The 17,328-nt window shown below is 42.5% G+C and carries 17 protein-coding genes; 15 read left to right on the top strand and 2 right to left on the bottom strand.

The window, feature by feature from the left end:
• The first annotated feature begins 29 nt into the window (after positions 1-29).
• From KTH90_RS04270 to KTH90_RS04230, 9 genes are all read left to right on the top strand, one after another.
• Entirely contained in the window at positions 30-1,928 is a 1,899-nt protein-coding gene (locus KTH90_RS04270; RefSeq protein ID WP_158349849.1) for a sensor histidine kinase, read from the top strand.
• Entirely contained in the window at positions 1,900-3,447 is a 1,548-nt protein-coding gene (locus KTH90_RS04265; RefSeq protein ID WP_238726326.1) for a response regulator, read from the top strand. Before KTH90_RS04270 ends, KTH90_RS04265 begins: the two co-directional genes overlap by 29 nt.
• 225 nt (positions 3,448-3,672) lie before the next feature.
• Positions 3,673-4,311: a hypothetical protein gene (locus KTH90_RS04260; protein ID WP_158349847.1), complete on the top strand. Its 639-nt coding sequence runs from the start codon at positions 3,673-3,675 to the stop codon at positions 4,309-4,311.
• A gap of 4 nt (positions 4,312-4,315) precedes the next feature.
• Positions 4,316-4,984 (top strand): class D sortase, encoded by a 669-nt coding sequence (locus KTH90_RS04255; RefSeq protein ID WP_158349846.1) that lies wholly within the window; start codon positions 4,316-4,318, stop codon positions 4,982-4,984.
• A 62-nt stretch (positions 4,985-5,046) separates the two neighbouring features.
• Positions 5,047-5,892: a hypothetical protein gene (locus KTH90_RS04250; protein ID WP_158349845.1), complete on the top strand. Its 846-nt coding sequence runs from the start codon at positions 5,047-5,049 to the stop codon at positions 5,890-5,892.
• Positions 5,893-5,917: 25 nt separating this feature from the next.
• On the top strand, positions 5,918-6,643 hold the full coding sequence (locus KTH90_RS04245; RefSeq protein ID WP_158349844.1) for a CpsB/CapC family capsule biosynthesis tyrosine phosphatase: 726 nt from the start codon (positions 5,918-5,920) through the stop codon (positions 6,641-6,643).
• A gap of 17 nt (positions 6,644-6,660) precedes the next feature.
• Positions 6,661-7,425, top strand: a complete 765-nt coding sequence (locus tag KTH90_RS04240) for a YveK family protein (protein WP_238726325.1) — start codon at positions 6,661-6,663, stop codon at positions 7,423-7,425.
• Between the two features lie 4 nt (positions 7,426-7,429).
• Positions 7,430-8,179, top strand: a complete 750-nt coding sequence (locus KTH90_RS04235; RefSeq protein ID WP_238726324.1) for a polysaccharide biosynthesis tyrosine autokinase — start codon at positions 7,430-7,432, stop codon at positions 8,177-8,179.
• A gap of 55 nt (positions 8,180-8,234) precedes the next feature.
• The gene (locus tag KTH90_RS04230) at positions 8,235-9,047 is read left to right on the top strand and encodes a DUF5011 domain-containing protein (RefSeq protein ID WP_158349841.1); all 813 of its coding nucleotides are present in this window, start codon (positions 8,235-8,237) and stop codon (positions 9,045-9,047) included.
• Positions 9,048-9,085: 38 nt separating this feature from the next.
• On the opposite strand, the gene KTH90_RS04225 is transcribed toward KTH90_RS04230, so the two are convergent.
• On the bottom strand, positions 9,086-9,652 hold the full coding sequence (locus KTH90_RS04225) for a class D sortase (RefSeq protein WP_238726323.1): 567 nt from the start codon (positions 9,650-9,652) through the stop codon (positions 9,086-9,088).
• 289 nt (positions 9,653-9,941) lie between these two features.
• Entirely contained in the window at positions 9,942-10,274 is a 333-nt protein-coding gene (locus KTH90_RS04220; protein WP_158349839.1) for a helix-turn-helix transcriptional regulator, read from the bottom strand.
• Between the two features lie 284 nt (positions 10,275-10,558).
• Here KTH90_RS04220 and KTH90_RS04215 point away from each other — a divergent pair, with 284 nt between their 5' ends.
• From KTH90_RS04215 to KTH90_RS04190, 6 genes are all read left to right on the top strand, one after another.
• Positions 10,559-11,965 (top strand): sugar transferase, encoded by a 1,407-nt coding sequence (locus KTH90_RS04215; protein ID WP_238726322.1) that lies wholly within the window; start codon positions 10,559-10,561, stop codon positions 11,963-11,965.
• 170 nt (positions 11,966-12,135) lie between these two features.
• Positions 12,136-13,062 (top strand): NAD-dependent epimerase/dehydratase family protein, encoded by a 927-nt coding sequence (locus tag KTH90_RS04210; protein ID WP_238726321.1) that lies wholly within the window; start codon positions 12,136-12,138, stop codon positions 13,060-13,062.
• Between the two features lie 15 nt (positions 13,063-13,077).
• On the top strand, positions 13,078-14,103 hold the full coding sequence (locus KTH90_RS04205; RefSeq protein WP_238726320.1) for a glycosyltransferase family 8 protein: 1,026 nt from the start codon (positions 13,078-13,080) through the stop codon (positions 14,101-14,103).
• A complete protein-coding gene (locus KTH90_RS04200) occupies positions 14,104-15,135 on the top strand; it encodes an acyltransferase family protein (RefSeq protein ID WP_238726319.1) in 1,032 nt (343 codons plus the stop codon).
• A gap of 20 nt (positions 15,136-15,155) precedes the next feature.
• Positions 15,156-15,998, top strand: coding sequence for a 6-hydroxymethylpterin diphosphokinase MptE-like protein (locus KTH90_RS04195; RefSeq protein ID WP_238726318.1), 843 nt, complete (start codon positions 15,156-15,158; stop codon positions 15,996-15,998).
• 35 nt (positions 15,999-16,033) lie between these two features.
• Positions 16,034-17,323, top strand: coding sequence for an O-antigen ligase family protein (locus KTH90_RS04190; protein ID WP_238726317.1), 1,290 nt, complete (start codon positions 16,034-16,036; stop codon positions 17,321-17,323).
• The last annotated feature ends 5 nt before the right edge of the window (positions 17,324-17,328 follow it).

Raw genomic sequence — 17,328 nt, 5'->3', positions numbered from 1 at the left:
AGTAGTTCCGTTCAGGAGGATCTTCTGTAATGGCAAAAAGACAAAAAAGGACGTCCCTGCGGACGAAGATGATATCCATCAATCTGGGGATTACGGTATCGGCGCTGATTTTGTGCGGAGCCATATTTGCGGTGTCCGTCTGGATGATCATGGGTAAATATATTGATCACGATATTGACTTTTTCCTGACAGAGACCAGCCATAATATGACGGACAAGATTGAATATCTGGAACAGGTGGTTTTAAAACTGAGGGATTCTGATGAGATCATGGGGTACCTGGAAAAGGATAGTTATGCGTCAGAAAAAGCCTCCGCAGACGAAACGCCCGTGGAGGAAACGCCCGGGGACGAAGCGGCCGGACAGGATGTGGAGCGCACTTTTGGGAAAGTAGTGGATATCAGCAGCCAGAAAAATACGAATGGAGCCAATCTGCCCATTGTAGATGAGATTTATTTGTTTTCTGAAAACCAGACCGTGCTCCGGACTTCTTATTATTCCATGATCTATTCGGAAGCTGAGAGCAGACTGCAGGCTGCAGGCGGTGTCTACGAGCGTTTTGCTAAGAAACTTAGGAGCCCGGCGGATGATTATGCCTATGTTACCGTGGAGGACCGGATCTATCTGGCTTTTCTTCTGAATGATGCAAATATGAATCCGGTTGGTACGCTGATTTACGTGATCCAAAAGGATTCCTTTTATATGATGATGGAGGATGTCCATCAATATGAGAACTCCTTTTGGGTGGTCTATGACCGGAAGGGAAATCAGATCGCCGGGGAGCAGGGTCCGGCCGTGCCGGAGATACTGTCCGATTTTCAAAATACATGGAATTACGTTCCGTACCGTACGATGCTCGGCAGCCGGGCTTACCGTGTCTACAGTGAAGAATTGGGGATGAACCTGCGCATGACGGTCGGAATACCGGAGAATCAGACCTTTGCTCTGATGTTCGATTCTGTAAAACTATATGTGGGAATCATCCTTCTGATTACTTTGGCGGCTGCGGCGCTGTTTTTCTTCATTATCTACCGGCTGACCAGGCCGCTTAAGGAGGTAACCAGAAATCTGCAGCTGGTACAGGAAGGCAAATTCGATACAAAGCTGCCGGAATATAAGGCCGAGGAGTTCTATGAGATCAGCCGCACGTTCAATGACATGACCAGCTATGTCAGCCACCTGATCAGCCAGGTATATGAAAAACAGCTGTCCATCCGGGAGATGGAATTAAAGTTCCTGCAGAGCCAGATGAATCCGCATTTTATGTTCAATGTACTGAATACCATCGCACTTCAGGCGAAGATGGACCGGAACGAAGAACTTTTCCAGATGATTACCTCCTTTTCCCAGCTGATTCAGGCGAAGATCTATCGGAAAGACACGGAAAAGGTGCAGATGAAGCAGGAACTGGAATATGTACAGTATTATCTGTATCTGCAAAGCTTCCGGTATGGAGAGCGGCTGCGCTATGAGATCCAGGTATCGGATGAAAAACTGACGGAAATGTTTATTCCCAAGCTCTGTATACAGCTGATTGTGGAAAACGCGGTGGTGCATGGGATCGAGCCAAAGGCCGAAAATGGATTTGTGAGGGTGGAAATTTACCAGAACGGAAATGAAATCTGGATCGATACCACAGACAACGGAATGGGATTCGGCCAGGACGGCGGGATCCCGCTGCCGCTGCCGGAAACAGGAAGGGAAGCAGGCCATAACCGGGTGGGCCTGAACAATGTACATCATATTATACAGCTGATGTATGGAGAGAACTATGGTATAGAAATTTTCTCAGAAAAAGGGCTAGGGTCCCGGATAAGGATCCGGATTCCTTATGAAAATCCGGAATCCGGGGAGAGAATAGACAGAAAAAGAGAAAATTGTGAGGAGGGGGGGAACGGACATGATGTATCGGGTAATGCTGGCAGATGATGAACCGATCGTCAGGAAAGCTCTGACGACGCTGACGAACTGGCAGGAGCTGCAGTGTGAAGTGGTTTATGTGGCGGCTAACGGGCAGGAGCTGGTCGACCATCTGGAATCGGAGAAGCCGGATATCGTAGTCACGGATATCCGCATGCCGGTGAAAGACGGAATCGAAGTGGCAAAATATATCATGGAGAAAGAACTCCCCATAAAAGTGATTATCCTGACCGCCTATGCGGATTTTTCCTATGCGCAGTCAGCGGTAAAATATAATGTGGTGGATTATGTGACAAAAACGGGGGCTTTTGACGGACTGATTGCAGCTGTGGAAAAGGCAAAGCAGGCATTGAAAGAGCGCAGCGAGATGCTGGGCAAGACCGACCGGACAGCGCTGGCGGAAAACCTGTTCAAAGGAATTCTGGACGGGTCTGTTTATGACTCCCGGGATATCGCGGAAAAATTAGAAGAACTGAATATTCATATGGAGCGGTTTGCGGTGCTGGTGCTTCAGTATCGTCTGGAAGCTGATGTGGAGCGGGAACGGCGGGATAAGATTTATCACAGCCTCATGAATTTCTATGCGATGGTCTTCGGCCGGCAGCTGCTCCAGGGCGTACTGGTCCGCAGGAATATGGCTGCCGTATTTTTAAACGGCCTGAGCAAAGATTATCAGGAGCAGCTTCGCCGGCAATGCATGCAGATCACCGATATGATGGATAACTTCATGGGACTTCAGGTATATATCGGTATCAGCCGCCTGAGGCAGGGCACGGCCGGGATCAAAGCCGCCTATGAAGAGGCGGAATACGCTCTGGGAAAAGATTTTCTGGACCGGCGGGTCAAAATAAATTTTTATCAGGAGGAACCGGGCAGGAGTGAGCTGCTTTGTGCAGCTGCGGAAGAAAAAACAGACCTTCTGTGCCAGGAAATACAAAAGGGGCATACAGATGAGGCGCTGGAGATCTTCCGCCAGGTTCTGGAATGCCAGAAAGACTGCGGATACACCGCTAATATGATCAAAAATTCAGGAATCCAGGTTCAGAACAATTGCCGGAAATATCTGAGTATCTTTGGAAAAAACCTGTATGAGGCCACCGGGCTGCCCCACAGCATCACACATCAGATCTACGAATGCCAGCTGGCAGAAGACTACATCCGGCTGATGGAAAGAATCATCCGCCATACTGCCGAGGGAATTCATCAGGCAGCAGACCGGCGCAACAGTCTGATCAGGGACTGCGAGAGTTATATAGGCGGCCATTATGAAAAATGCACATCTGTTGCGGAGATCGCCAGGGCGATCGGGACCAATTCCAGTTACCTGAGCCGCATCTTCAAAGAAGCCACTGGACGGACGATCATACAGACCCTGAACCAGCGGAAAATAGAGAAAGCGAAAGAGTTTCTAAGCAGCGGGGATATGAAAATTTATGAGGTGGCGGATGCGTTAGGGTTTGAAAATACTACATATTTTTCACATTTTTTTAAAAAACACACGGGGGTTTCACCGAAAGATTATAAGTAATTGTTGTATTGGTTGGGATCACATTAGAGTCACATACCAATTGTGATGAAAAAATGACAGTTGGTGAAATTCTACAGATAAATATGTGTTATTTTGGTAAAAATGAGAAATTTAGGTTGAATTTAATGGGTTTAGAGTTTATAATACTGAATATACAAGTACAACCTATACTTACATAATTCGGCGGGAAACAGCCGGGCAAATTGAATAAGGAGGTAGAGATAGGTGAGGAGTATAAAGCGGATTACAGTATTTTTATTAGCCGCTGTCATGACAGTTGGTATGTGTATGACAGCATTTGCAGCACCTGCAGGTGTGAGCGAAGGTGAAGAGAAGTTATTAAATGAAGCGGTCGCTCATGCGAAAGCACTTGGCATTGACACGGATGCTTCTGCTGCATTTAAGAGTGCTTACAGCCAGGCGGAAGCTTTCCTGGTAGTAAATGGTTTGAATGACGGCCAGATTCAGGCACTTTCCAATGCGATGAGTGCTGCTGCCACAGATGCGAAAACACAGATGAATCAGTATGGTGTTGCTAAGCTGGCAGATCTGAAGAATGTGGAAGGATTTGATTATGCAGCTTATCAGAGTGCGACTGTACAGACCTTAGCAAAAAAAGCTACGGACGTAGGTATCACGGTTAAAGTAGATGCGAATGGTAAAGTCTTCGCAGATATCCCGGATAAATCCAGCAGTTCTTCTAATAATGGCGGAAGCGGAAGTTCTATCAGCACCGACAGCGTAATCAAGCAGACCGGTCTGAATCTGAATGCTACTGCAGCTGTTATGATCCTCTTAGTAGCAGGCGTTGTGCTTTGCGGCGTATATGCGAAGAAAAGAGATCTGTTAAACGGAGAAGCTTAATTTTATGGCTATCGCAAAAAAATGGAAAAGATTAATGGCATATATCTATATGCCATTAATTTTTACTGTTATCGGTTGTGTATTGGTAATCACAGCGCTTTCGCCGGTGATAGACCTGACTTATCAGGTGGCGAACATGGTAGTGGCTTCAGAAGTCCCGAATTTTTCCAGAGAACTGAACTCAATCTATGTAGAGCCGACCGCAGCGCAAAGCGATGAAAATATAATCCCCTTTGACAGCTTACAGTTACCAGGAGTGGGACAGCAGTATGGCGAGATCAGCTGCGAGAGAATAGGTCTTAACGGACCGCTTTATTATGGGGACACAAATCAGATTTTAAAGGCAGGAGTAGGTCAGTATACCGGAAGCTTTTTCCCGGGATTCGGCAGACCCCTTCTTTTGGCTGCCCATAACACGACATATTTTAAGCCGCTTCAGGAAATTAAAGAGGGTGATGTGGTGACCATTAAGACCAGTTACGGGGTATATGAATATCAGGTGACGGGAACCCGGGTAGCGCATCATCTGGATGATACCGCTTATGATCTATTGCAGGACAAGGAGCAGCTGATTATGTACACCTGTTATCCATTTGAAATGCTGGTGGGGATCACCAAACAGGAACGCTTGTTTGTCTATGCGGATAAGATATCAGGGCCTGAGGTGGAGTAGGAGGAAGCGCACAGAATGCATACCTGAATAAAGCCGCAGTAAATGCGGCACTGGAGGAAACTATGGCAGATCAACGAAAAAGAAGAAAAAGAAGAGTATTCCTGCTATCCAGTATCTTAAGCTTTCTGTTATCAGTGCTCCTGACGTTTGCATCTTATCTGTCAGGCGTTTATGTGGGAGGGCTCAATCCGGCATTTATACTGGATGATTTGAATAAGAGCGGATATTATGAAAGCGTGCAGACATATTTTTATGATACTGCAGAGTCTTTGACTCTGCCAAGCGGGCTTCCGACTGAAGTGACGGAAGGGATCGCGCCGCTTGAATATGTGTATCAGGAAGTACAGAATTACGTGAATGCCTGTTTTAAGAACCAGGATTACAGCTTTTCTCTCAATACGATGGAGGACAAGCTGAATGCGAATATTGATGCGTATCTGGAAGCAGAAAACCTAGTGCTGACACAGGAACAGCAGCAGAACAAAACGGATTATATCAAAATGATTACGGACGAGTTTGTACAGGACGCGAAAGTACCGTTCCTGCATTACTTTGTCAAAATCAAGGATGTTGGTGTAAAAGTAATGAAAATTGCGGTACCGGCCTTGCTTGTATTGTCGGCGGCCTGCATATTCTTACTGATCCGTATGCAGAGATTCAAACACAGGGGAGTTCGGTTTATAACTTACAGTACGATCGCAGCAGCCCTGATGTCGGGCGTGCCGCCTCTTGTCGCACTGCTGAATGGTTTCTATAAGAGAATTAATCTGGAACCGGAATATTTTTACTTATTTGTATCAACCTATATAGAAAGAGCACTGATGTGCATTGCTATTATCGGTGCCGCATGGTGCGTGACAACAGGAGTTTTACTGGGAGTCATTCATTTCCTGAAGGGCAGAGCATAGCGGACAGGATGGTGTTAAAACTTAAATGATGGAATTTATAGATATTCATTCCCATATTCTGCCCGGGGTCGATGATGGTGCGCGTAATATGGAAGAAACTCTCAAAATGGCAGAGATTGCTTATCAGGAAGGGATTCGTACCATATTTGCCACTTCTCACTTCCGGCCAGGACGATTCGCGTGTCCGAAAGAGAAACTGCGGGCGAGGCTGTCAAAGACTCAGGAGGAGATCAGCCGTTTCTTTCCGGAGCTTAAGCTGGTACAGGGGAATGAGATATATTTTGGTATGGAAGCACTGGAAGCGATACAGGAGAAGAGGATCTGTACGCTGGCCGGCTCCCAATATATACTGGTGGAATTTTCCGTATCCTCTGAATTTAGTTTTGTCAGGGATGGTTTATATAAAATAATACTGGAGGGATACCGTCCGGTACTGGCGCATGTGGAACGGTATCATGCAGTATGTAAGAAATTAGACCAGATCGCAGAGCTGTTGGAGCTGGGTGTTGGCATACAGGTGAATGCGGACAGCATCACGGGCGAAAGCGGATATCAGCTGAAGCAGATATCCAGAAAGCTGTTGAAAAGGGACTATGTTCATTTTGTAGCTACCGATGCACACAGTACCAGATCAAGAGCGCCCAGGATGCAGGCTTGTGCCGCGTATCTGACCAGGAAGTACGGGGAAGATTACACGAAGGCACTGATGTTTCAGAATCCGTTGAAAATCATATGGAATGAGGAACTATAGAAAAAGGAGTTATTTACATGGACACAAACGTGAACAACACGAACGATGAAATAGAGATTGATCTTCGGCAGCTATTCTTTGTATTGCTGGACAAGATCTGGATAATTATCTTAAGCGGAATCGGCTGTGCCCTGCTGGGGCTGATGATCAGCAAATTTTTCCTTGTGCCTGAATATGAGTCCACGACCCAGCTCTATGTCATCAACCGTCAGACGGAAGGAAAAGTTTCCAGTGCGGACTTGAGCGCCGGAACCCAGTTGACCAAGGATTATAAGGAGTTGGTGATCAGCCGGCCGGTTACGGAACAGGTGATCAGCGATCTGAATCTGGATATGACCCATGGACAGCTGGAAGAGAAAATCACGGTGGAAACGCCCCAGGACAGCCGGATCCTGAAAATTATTGTGCGGGATACGGATCCTTACCGGGCGAAAAGCATTGCGGATGCAATGGCCACAGTTTCGGTCGACACCATTGCAACGGTCATGGAAACGGAAAAAGCCAATATTATTGAACAGGGCGACCTCCCGATGTCTCCGGTAAGCCCCAATGTGATGAGAAATACGGTAATCGGCGGAGCAATTGGCGCCTTTTTGGCGATATTGATTATTCTGGCGGTATTCCTGCTGGATGACACGATCAAATCAGAAGACGATGTGGAAAAGCATCTGGGCTTAAGCGTACTTAGCGTCATCCCCATACAGGAGGATGAAAAAAAGAAAAAGGGTACCAGAAAAAAGTCAGCCAGTGGAAATGCCAGCAAGACGGCAAGAAGAGGTTAACAGGATGCAGATAGATAAGAGTAGTTTTGAAAATAACAAGGTGCAGAAGGTAAGTATAAAAGAAGGCACGAGCCTGGATTTCCGGACAAATGAAGCCTATAAAAGCCTGCGGACAAACATTCAGTTTTGTGGTGATGATATCAAGACCATTGCGGTAACCAGCTGTATGCCGAATGAAGGGAAATCCAGTGTGGCATTTAACCTGGCAATTTCTCTGGCAGAGTCGGGTAAAAAGGTGATACTGTTAGACTGCGATTTGAGGAAATCCGTATTGGTAGGCCGTTATAAGATCAGTAAAGGGGTCAAAGGGATGACCCATTACCTGACAGGTATGCATACGATTGATCAGGTGATCTGTTCGACGGACGTGGAGAATCTGTTTGTCGTATTCTCCGGCCCGGTTCCGCCGAATCCTGCGGAGCTTCTTGGAAACCGGTATTTTTCCGCACTGATGAAGCAGCTGCCGGAGTTTTATGACTATGTGATCATTGACACACCTCCTCTTGGGAGTGTCATTGACAGTGCGATCGTGGCGCAGCAGTGCGATGGAGCCGTGATGGTAATCGCCGCGAATCAGATTAGTTATAAATTTGCCCAGAAAACAAAGGAACAGCTGGAGAAAAGTAATTGTAAGATCCTGGGTGTTGTATTGAATAAAGTAGATATCCGGGAAAATGGTTATTACGGGAAATACTACGGAAAATATTATGGAAAATACTATGGGAAGTATTATGGTAACTACGGATCTGACTGATAGTGATTATGATATCAGACGACGAAAGAAAAACATAGGACCGGGGTGGTAGTCTATGGGTAAAAAAATTGCAGTAAGCGGTATAGCCGCCTTAATCATAATTATGATTGGAGTATCTATCTTTTTCTTCCTGACGGATGATCGGGAGGGGCCTGGTATTCAATATACCAATGAAGAGATCACATATCACGAAGGCGACGACACGAAAGAGCTGCTGAAAGATGTCACCGCGGTTGATGGCAATGACGGAGATGTCAGCAGCAGTCTGATCATCGAAAATATTATCATATTATCCGATAATCAGAAAGCAAAGATAATCTATGCGGCGAAGGATTCAAAAAACAATATTACAAAGGTTAGCCGTATTGTAAATTATGTCGCTGACCGGGCAGCCGGATCCCATACGGATACATCCGATGCCGATAATAAGCAGACGGATGGGGATACGGACTCCCAAGCCAATGGAAAACAGCCGGATAACGGGAACGCCAATGACGCACAGGCTGCAAATGGCAGCAATGTGCAGAATTCCGGCCAGAGCAGCCAGGATCGTCCGGAACAGGGAAATGGTTCGGATCAGGGAGCAGGCAGCCAGGAGGAGCCGGAGGAATCATTAAATCCGGGTGCACCCACAATAAAACTAAAATCCGCAGCGGTAACGGTACCTGCCGGCACGGAATTAGTCCGGAGAAATTTCGTGGAGGAGATAACGGATGATAAGGACAGCCAGGAAGTTCTCTGGAAGAGTATTAAGATGGACGGGGAATTTCATATGAATGATCCGGGGGTATACCAACTGGAACTATATGTGGTAGATACCGACGGCAATAAATCAAACAGAGAAAAACTGACCCTGACGGTTCAGTAATTTAAGAGCGACAGATCACCAGCAGATGACAGAGAGTGTTAAGACATAAGAGAGGGACCGGCGATTCGTTTTGCATAAATGAATAATCGGTCTTTTTTACCGGGTGCCCCATAAAAGGGATAGCAGGTATATAGGATCAGGGTTTCTTCCGTAGTATTCAGATCATAGGTGGAGGTATCATACATACTGGCGACTTTCGTCTCGGCTATTTCATAATCATATTCGGCATAGCTGGTTTGGATGTGAAGGATGTCGCCGATTTCGGCATGTTCCAGGGGACCGAAATATTTTGCTGTATTATGCGCACAGATGATAGTCTGCCCGGCAGAACCGGGAAGCTTGCTTCCTTCATACATGCCGGCGCCCTGTTTTAAAATGGCGTTGGTATCTCCGTAGATAAGAGATAAGTTCAGGCCCAGCCGCGCAGAAGAAATCGTGCCGAATTTTTCCCCGTGTGCGGGTACTGATATCTCTGAGAGTGAAATAGAAGTGGGTTCCGGCAAAGGTGTTTCTGCGGGAGTATCGCGGGCAATGCGGGCAGTATCAAGGGCGGCAGCCAGCTGCAGAGCGATTTCTTCCTGAAGTGTTGACTTTGATGAAGACATTGATTTTTGTTCGGATGACAGCAATGCGGAAGGTATTGTAAACAGATTTATGTTAAATGTGTGAAAAATTGCGAACAACAGAGATAGAAAAATTATTATTAGAAGTGAAAAATTAAAGGGGAAAATCAGATAAAGACAGGGATGTTCTTCCTTATTTATTTGTTCCACACTATTTATTTTATTATGATAGGCCGATGCTTTCATTGTTTACTCCTGATACAAGTTAAACCTGTTTTTATTTCTATTATAAAGAAATAGAATAGGAAGTCAATGCTGATCGGCCAGAAAATTAATTAAGGGAATCTGATAATCCCTGTATGTAAGCGAGGGAACGAAGCTGCTGAGTCTTGTCAAAGGTGCGATAATAAGTGATTATTCTGGTTTCATCAGAATTAAGGCATCCCTCTTTGACCGGGTTTCTTACGTCGCTTCGATTCATGATGTAATCCATGCTGGCATTAAATAATTCGCTTAGTTTCATAAGTGTTGTCAGACTAGGAAGGTGTTTTCCCACTTCATATGCACTGATGGTTTCCTGTGTGACGCCAAGCTCCATACTAAGGCGTACTTGGGTAATTCCTTTTTCCAGTCTTAGTTCCCGGATCCTGTTCGCTTTTCGCATAAAAATCATTCCTTTGATGTGTTGTTAGAGTTTAGCATTAGTATCATCACTGATATTTTATCACGTATATTTAACTGCGATAGATGTAAATATTGTAAATGATACAACTTTAAAATGTTTGCATTGATTTTAAATGTCAGAAAATGTCGGGTATCATGTAGAATATGCATATAATACAGGTTGAACTTGTGAAAAAAAGCGGTTTGTGCTATAGTATGGTGATGTGGGGAGAGCCTTCCTGCGCAGTATAGAATTTGCAAAAGGCTATGGGGAAGTGTTGGAGTATGAATACATCAAATAATAAATTGCAGTATCTTTATTTTACAATTGTTGATATGGTGGGAATGATATGCTCTTTCGTTCTGGCTCTTTTTATCAGATATGATATTGAGTTAAGGCAGCAGTCGTCGATATATAAGACTACGGTGGTTGTATTGTTTATGACGGTGCTCTGCACTTCTTATTTGCTGGAACCTTATAGGGATATCATCCGTAGAGGATATTTTCAGGAGTATAAGAATGTTATAAAGTGCAGTCTTGTGCTGCTGGTGGTATTACTTTCTTTTTTGTTTATTACAAAGCAAAGTAATGAATATTCAAGAATGGTTTTCTTTTATTTCTTTACGTTGAATGTGATTATTACTTATATGTTGAGGCTGTTTTTTAAACGGTATCTGGTTGAGAGGTATCATAGCAGTATCGAGAGTGCCAAAGTAATGATTGTAACCACGAAGGATAAAGCAGCGGACGCGGTCCGGAAGATGATGGGTAAGGATATCTGGTTCTACCAGGTGAATTCTCTGGCCATTCTGGATGAGGATCAGATCGGAGAGGTAATCGAAGGAATCCCGGTCAATGCTGGTTATAAAGAAATGTTTGAGTCGGCCAGGCTTGGGGTACTGGATGATGTACTGATCGATATGCCTCATGATTATCAATTTATGAAGGATGTCATAAATTCTTTCCAGGATATGGGAGTGCGGATACATATCAATTTGCAGGATTTTGAAATGAAGCTGCCCAATGAGCGTGTCGAGCGGATCGGCGGATTTACGGTAATCACCTCCGACGCCAATGTAAGGAGCCAGCTTCAGCTGCTGGTTAAACGGGCTATGGACATTTTCGGAAGTATGGTCGGATTGCTGATCACGGGAATTGTTGCTGTGTTCTTAGCTCCTGCGATCAAGATAGAGTCCCGGGGACCGGTATTTTTTTCACAGATGCGGGTGGGAAAAAATGGGAGAAAGTTTAAGATCTATAAGTTCCGGTCTATGTATGCGGATGCAGAAGAGCGCAAGAGAGAACTGATGGCGGAGAATAAGATGCAGGGGAATATGTTCAAGATGGATAATGATCCCAGGATAACAAAGATCGGGAAATTTATCCGAAAGACAAGCCTGGACGAACTGCCACAGTTTTGGAATGTGCTGAAGGGTGACATGAGTCTGGTGGGAACCAGGCCGCCTACCGTGGATGAATTCGAGAAATATCAAATCAGACATAAGAAACGGCTGAGTATCAAACCTGGGATCACAGGACTGTGGCAGGTCAGCGGCAGAAATGATGTCACGGACTTTGAGAAGGTGGTCGAGTTGGATAATGAGTATATCGATAACTGGAATCTTGGGGTGGATGTGAAGCTGATTTTGATGACGGTTTGGGTAGTGCTGACACGCAGAGGAGCCGGATGATAGATGAGATTGGTAGAAAATCTGTACATGAGACGTCCAAATAATAGCAATTATTAGGAGGTTAGGCATTAAATTAAAGGGGAAACCATAAGCCGCCTATATAGGATAATTTGATGTGACTGTTATCTGCACCGCGCCGTTAAAATAGAGTGTGATTTGAGGTATATGCTATGAAGAAGGTCATTATAACTGGAGCTACAGGATTTCTTGGGAAACATCTGACTAATACTCTCCTTGATAGCGGCATAGAAGTTTACGGCGTTGGGAGGAATAAAGATGTTCTTGATGAGCTTGCAAAGAATAAACTCTTTCATCCTGTCGAAGCTGGGTTTGAAGAGTACTCCGTCTTGGATCAAAAAATAGAAGAGAGAGAGTTTGATATATTCTTTCACATTGCTCATCTTGGCGTTAATGGGGTCAATAAAAACGATTACAGAATTCAATTGATGAATACAAATATTTCCTGTGATGCTGTTATTTCTGCAAAGCGCATCGGATGCAAAAGGTTTTTGTTCACCGGGAGTGTGGATGAATATGAAGCTTGTCTGGAACCGGATGCACATTTCATCATGCCAAGCCACTCTAGGATTTATGGCATTGCAAAGTTCGCTGCCGAAAATATAGGAAAAACGATTGCGTTGTCGTTAGGCATCGAATATGTCAGTGTGCTTCTTTCTTTAACATATGGTGAGGGAAACAAAACTAAGATCCTTCCCAATACAATAATCAGAAATACTGAGGCGGGACTTCCGATTAAGCTGATCACCGGAAATAATCTCTTTGACATGAACTATATTGATGAAACGGTCGGAGGGATAATCGCTGCTGCCGAAAAAGGCCATAATCTGGAAAGCTACTATGTAGGCCACTATAACCTGGATACATTCAGGAATAATGTTATTAAGATGTGTGAAGTTATAGGATCGAAAAGTGAACTCCATTTCGGAGAGTACCCTGACCCTGACTATAATATCGACTATGCATCAATCAATCGCAAGAAATTATATGACCATACAGGTTATAAGTGTGAGAGCAGTTTTAAAGATAACCTGTTAAGAACCAGAGAGTGGCTACTGACAGATGATTTAAACAATTGAAAGTGAGATAAACCGATGGACATTTTTTATGCATTTAACGATGCCTATGCCGCTCTTGCGGGTATTTCTATTTATTCTTTATTACAGAATAATAAGGAGTGTGAAAATATCCGTTTTTTTATCGTAGATAGCGGTATTTCCAAGATTAATAGAGAAAAAATTAAGAATGTGATCGAAGAAAGTGGGCGCGAGATTACATTCTATGAAATGCCCAGTTTTGGCGAGATTCTTGGTAAAGATGTGGATACAGGAAGATGGAATATTAACGTCTATAGTAAGCTATTTGTGGGGAGCATTCTTCCAGATGATGTTCACAAGGTGATTAGTGTAGATTGCGATACTGTTATTGTTCAATCGCTGGCTGAGCTTTGGAATACGGATATTAGTAAAGCTATTGTTGCTGGTGTTAACGAGGCGATGAGTAAACAATATAGATTTAATCTTGGTAAAAAGGATCAGGATTACTATTTGAACAGTGGTCTTCTCATGTTTAACGTTGATGCGATGAGGAAAGAAGGCTATGAACAGAAGTTTTTAGACTACATGAAAAAGTATGGCAGCAGTCTCGCTTACCTTGATCAAGATGCAGTAAATGCTGTTGTCCCTCAAAATCGGATCGCAATTATTCCCCCAAAATTCAATGCAATAACTCCGATTTTCTGCTGTTCCTACAAAGAATTGATTAAGAGCAGAAGAGCATCAACATATTGTACAGAGAAAGAGTTTAGAGAAGCACAAACGAATCCTCACATTATTCATTTCACAACATTTTTTATGAACGACTTACGGCCTTGGTTTGAAGGTAGCCAGCATTCGAAAAGGGATGAGTTTCTCAAATACAAAGACGCATCACCCTGGAAAGAGGAACCGCTTTGGAAAGATTTACGCGAAGGCAGGGCAAAGGCGAAGGCCCATCTCATAAAGATACTTCCGAGAAGATTGCAGTGCACAATATCTTCCTTTTTGCATGGAGTGGTGGTTCCGAACCAAAACAAAAAAAAGATGAATAAGGCCCTTAATGGATCAGGAGCGGGAGAATAAATGACGAGCAGTAGATTAAAATGGGTGGATAATGTAAAGGGTATTGCGATGATTAGCGTTGTCCTTTGCCATGTTGCCGATGGGTTTTACGGAGCTAATCTATATCCGGAATCGAACACATGGCTATTTGTTATAAGGAACATATGCAATATTTTTCAGATGCCGTTATTTTGCATGGCAAGTGGATATCTGTTTTCAAAAGCTTATATTGATCCGGATGGTAATTCTAAGAAAGACAGACTCTTGCGGCAAATCAAAAATTTGCTTTCCATATATATTCTCTGGTGTCTTATCATGGGCATATTTAAGATTGTATTAAACAGCATGGTAAACTATGAGATTTCTCCTGTAGATCTGCTCCTTATTTGGTTCAAACCGATCGGGGTTTATTGGTACCTGTATGTCTTAATGGGACTATATCTCATATTTGCGAATCGTAATAAGTTAAAGGCTAATAATACAATCATCATAATCGCCCTTACCATTATTTCACTACTGGCATCAGCGTTGGTTAATAAAGAGGGGTATTTATTTGCATTCAGGCGCATCGGTTATTTCGGAGTAATATTCTATCTGGGTATGCTCCTGAACCGAGATGAATACAAGAAACCACTTACGATAGCAGGTGTTGCTTTGGCAATAATTTCTATAATTCTAAGCATAGTTTTTTGGAATACCGGGCAGGAGATATATCATATTCCTGCTGTGAATCTAATAACTGCCGTAGGCTTTAGTCTGGGAATAATACTTATATTCCAGCTGATTTCAGAGAAGATGAACTTTAAAATATTAACTCTTGTCGGAAGGAACAGCCTTGATGTATATCTTCTTCATGTATTTCTCGCAGCTGGATGCAGAATGGTAATTAGCAAAGTTCACGGTCTGTCAGTTTGGATGAGTATTATAACCGTGTTTGTAATTTCATTATTTGTGCCTATTCTCATAGGGATCGTTGCCCGGAAAATAAATGTCTATGATTTATTTTTTAAGCCATATGGGTTTGTTGAAAAGCATAGAAAACAAGCGGAGTAATACAATAGGGGTATAAATCTATGATGACAAGAATATCTGATTTTACAAACGTACATACAATGATTGGCTTTTTTGTAAGAATGTTTCTGTTTGTGGTTTTAAAACTGTTTTCTTTGTTTCAGGAAATTACGGGCTTTCTACGAGATAGTTTTCATATTCAAACTGAGCAGAGCAGGATTAGGGAATTAAAAGATACATATAAAGGAAAACGTTGCTTTGTTATTTGTACTGGTCCTAGTTTAAACATTGATGATTTAGAGTTAATTAAGGATGAATATACGTTTGCTATGAATTCCATATCACTTCTTTTTGATAAGACAGACTTCAGGCCATCATTTTATGGCTGCATAGATGAAGGCGTATTTGAAAAAATGAAGGATTCGATCATGAAGTATGATTCACCTAACACAAAGGTGTTTATTTCCGGAAGATTAAGGAAATATCTGGATAGCGGTTTGCCGAGTTATTGGTATAACGTATCATGCAATGTGGCTTATCATACTTATGATCGTTGGTTTAGGAACAAATTCTGGTGTAAATTTAGCGACAATGCTGTAAGAGGCACTTATGACATGTACAGCGTGACACATTTTTTGATTCAAATTGCGGCGTATATGGGCTTTAGTGAGGTTTACCTAGTCGGAGCAGATTGTAATTTTCCCAAAGGCGGGAAAATCCATTTTATTGAGCATGGTATTCCGGATACAACAATTGATACAGCACGTGAAAGAAACATTTGTGGATATGAAGAAATCAGAAGATATACACAAACACACGATTTAAAAGTTTATAATGCAACGCGGGGCGGAATGCTTGAAACTTTCAATAGAGTTAATCTTGATACCCTCATTTCCTTAAGATAGCAGAGCATAATAATATTTTACTTAGAGGTGTAAAGTTGAATTCGAAATTGAAATATAAACTTAAAACTGGGGACATCCTTTATATGGTTTTATTTATTCCTTTTTTTGAACCTTCCTATATAGGACATAATATACCTATCCTTCATATGATATTTAGATTTGGAACATACGGTGCAATTCTTTTTATAGGTGTGCTCTATATTTCGAGTTTGTTTAGAAATAAAAAGAAGATCTCAACACCGGTCCTTTTTGCAACGGTATATTCAGCGATTATTTTTATCTCAACAGTATTAAACAATGGAGAAATTGTTAGCTGCCTTGTGGAAGGCCTGTCCCTAATTGCATTATTTATGCTCTCGGACTCCATATGCCAGAAGTCAGTGTCCAGGTTTTTGAGAATAATATATCCCATTTTTTATACATTCGTAGTAATTAATTTTATAACTATGCTGATTTATCCAAACGGAATGTATATGTATGTTATGGATGGAGCTTATCATTGGGTTAGTAATTTTAATTGGTTTTTAGGCTTAGAGAATGCAATGATAATATATCTATTACCCACTTTGGTCTACACGTATATTATTTATCTGCAAAACAATAGTAAATGGAATTTTTTCAATTGCCTTTTGATATCTGCAATTTGTATTTATATCCCGATTGTAAGATGGAAAGCTGCAACTATGGTTTGCTTTGCATTGTTTTTTATCGTAGTCATTCTTTCAATTTGGAGATTAATTCCTGATCTTTTTAATGCACGTACGTATGTTATTCTAAACATTTTCTTCTTTGTTGGTTTGGTCCTTACTGGTATGAAGGGAGGGATTGTTGAAGGCATTGTTACGTATGTTGCAGAAACTATTCTGCACAAGAGCGATACACTCAATGTCCGAATGAATATTTGGGGTGTCGTGTTAAATCTAATAAAGGAACATCCTATTTTAGGATATGGCTATGAGGCAACTCGTATTGTCACAGATAAAATGAAATATAATAGCCCACATAACCAGTATTTATGGATTATATATAGAGGTGGTCTTGTTCAATTCACAGTATTTGCATGGTTTTTGTGGAAAACTGCAAAGAGTTTGTTTGTACGGAAAGAATATCTGGGAGTAAAAATTGTTTCAATAGGATTATGCGTTAGTCTTTTAATGTGGCAAACAGAAGCTATTACAGCGTATCCTATTATGATATTTCTTGTATTTGCATTTTATTTCTGTGACAACAGGGAATACTTGGCTATGCTTGACAAATTTGCAATTAAGAAAATAAGAATCACAAGTAAAAGCAGAAACAATAGAGTAGCTTTAAGGAGAGAATAATACCG

It is taken from the genome of Diplocloster modestus, from assembly GCF_019042245.1.
Lineage (GTDB): Bacteria > Bacillota > Clostridia > Lachnospirales > Lachnospiraceae > Diplocloster > Diplocloster modestus.
Note: the sequence above shows the minus strand (reverse complement) of the source record. Positions and strands in the feature narration are given on the sequence as shown.

Coding starts and splice junctions, on each gene's coding strand:
- KTH90_RS04240 (WP_238726325.1), top strand. CDS start 6,661: ATGGACACAAACGTGAACAACACGAACGATGAAATAGAGATTGATCTT.
- KTH90_RS04215 (WP_238726322.1), top strand. CDS start 10,559: ATGAATACATCAAATAATAAATTGCAGTATCTTTATTTTACAATTGTT.
- KTH90_RS04255 (WP_158349846.1), top strand. CDS start 4,316: ATGGCTATCGCAAAAAAATGGAAAAGATTAATGGCATATATCTATATG.
- KTH90_RS04270 (WP_158349849.1), top strand. CDS start 30: ATGGCAAAAAGACAAAAAAGGACGTCCCTGCGGACGAAGATGATATCC.
- KTH90_RS04230 (WP_158349841.1), top strand. CDS start 8,235: ATGGGTAAAAAAATTGCAGTAAGCGGTATAGCCGCCTTAATCATAATT.
- KTH90_RS04245 (WP_158349844.1), top strand. CDS start 5,918: ATGATGGAATTTATAGATATTCATTCCCATATTCTGCCCGGGGTCGAT.
- KTH90_RS04235 (WP_238726324.1), top strand. CDS start 7,430: ATGCAGATAGATAAGAGTAGTTTTGAAAATAACAAGGTGCAGAAGGTA.
- KTH90_RS04200 (WP_238726319.1), top strand. CDS start 14,104: ATGACGAGCAGTAGATTAAAATGGGTGGATAATGTAAAGGGTATTGCG.
- KTH90_RS04265 (WP_238726326.1), top strand. CDS start 1,900: ATGATGTATCGGGTAATGCTGGCAGATGATGAACCGATCGTCAGGAAA.
- KTH90_RS04250 (WP_158349845.1), top strand. CDS start 5,047: ATGGCAGATCAACGAAAAAGAAGAAAAAGAAGAGTATTCCTGCTATCC.
- KTH90_RS04220 (WP_158349839.1), bottom strand. CDS start 10,274: ATGCGAAAAGCGAACAGGATCCGGGAACTAAGACTGGAAAAAGGAATT.
- KTH90_RS04225 (WP_238726323.1), bottom strand. CDS start 9,652: ATGTCTTCATCAAAGTCAACACTTCAGGAAGAAATCGCTCTGCAGCTG.
- KTH90_RS04210 (WP_238726321.1), top strand. CDS start 12,136: ATGAAGAAGGTCATTATAACTGGAGCTACAGGATTTCTTGGGAAACAT.
- KTH90_RS04205 (WP_238726320.1), top strand. CDS start 13,078: ATGGACATTTTTTATGCATTTAACGATGCCTATGCCGCTCTTGCGGGT.
- KTH90_RS04195 (WP_238726318.1), top strand. CDS start 15,156: ATGATGACAAGAATATCTGATTTTACAAACGTACATACAATGATTGGC.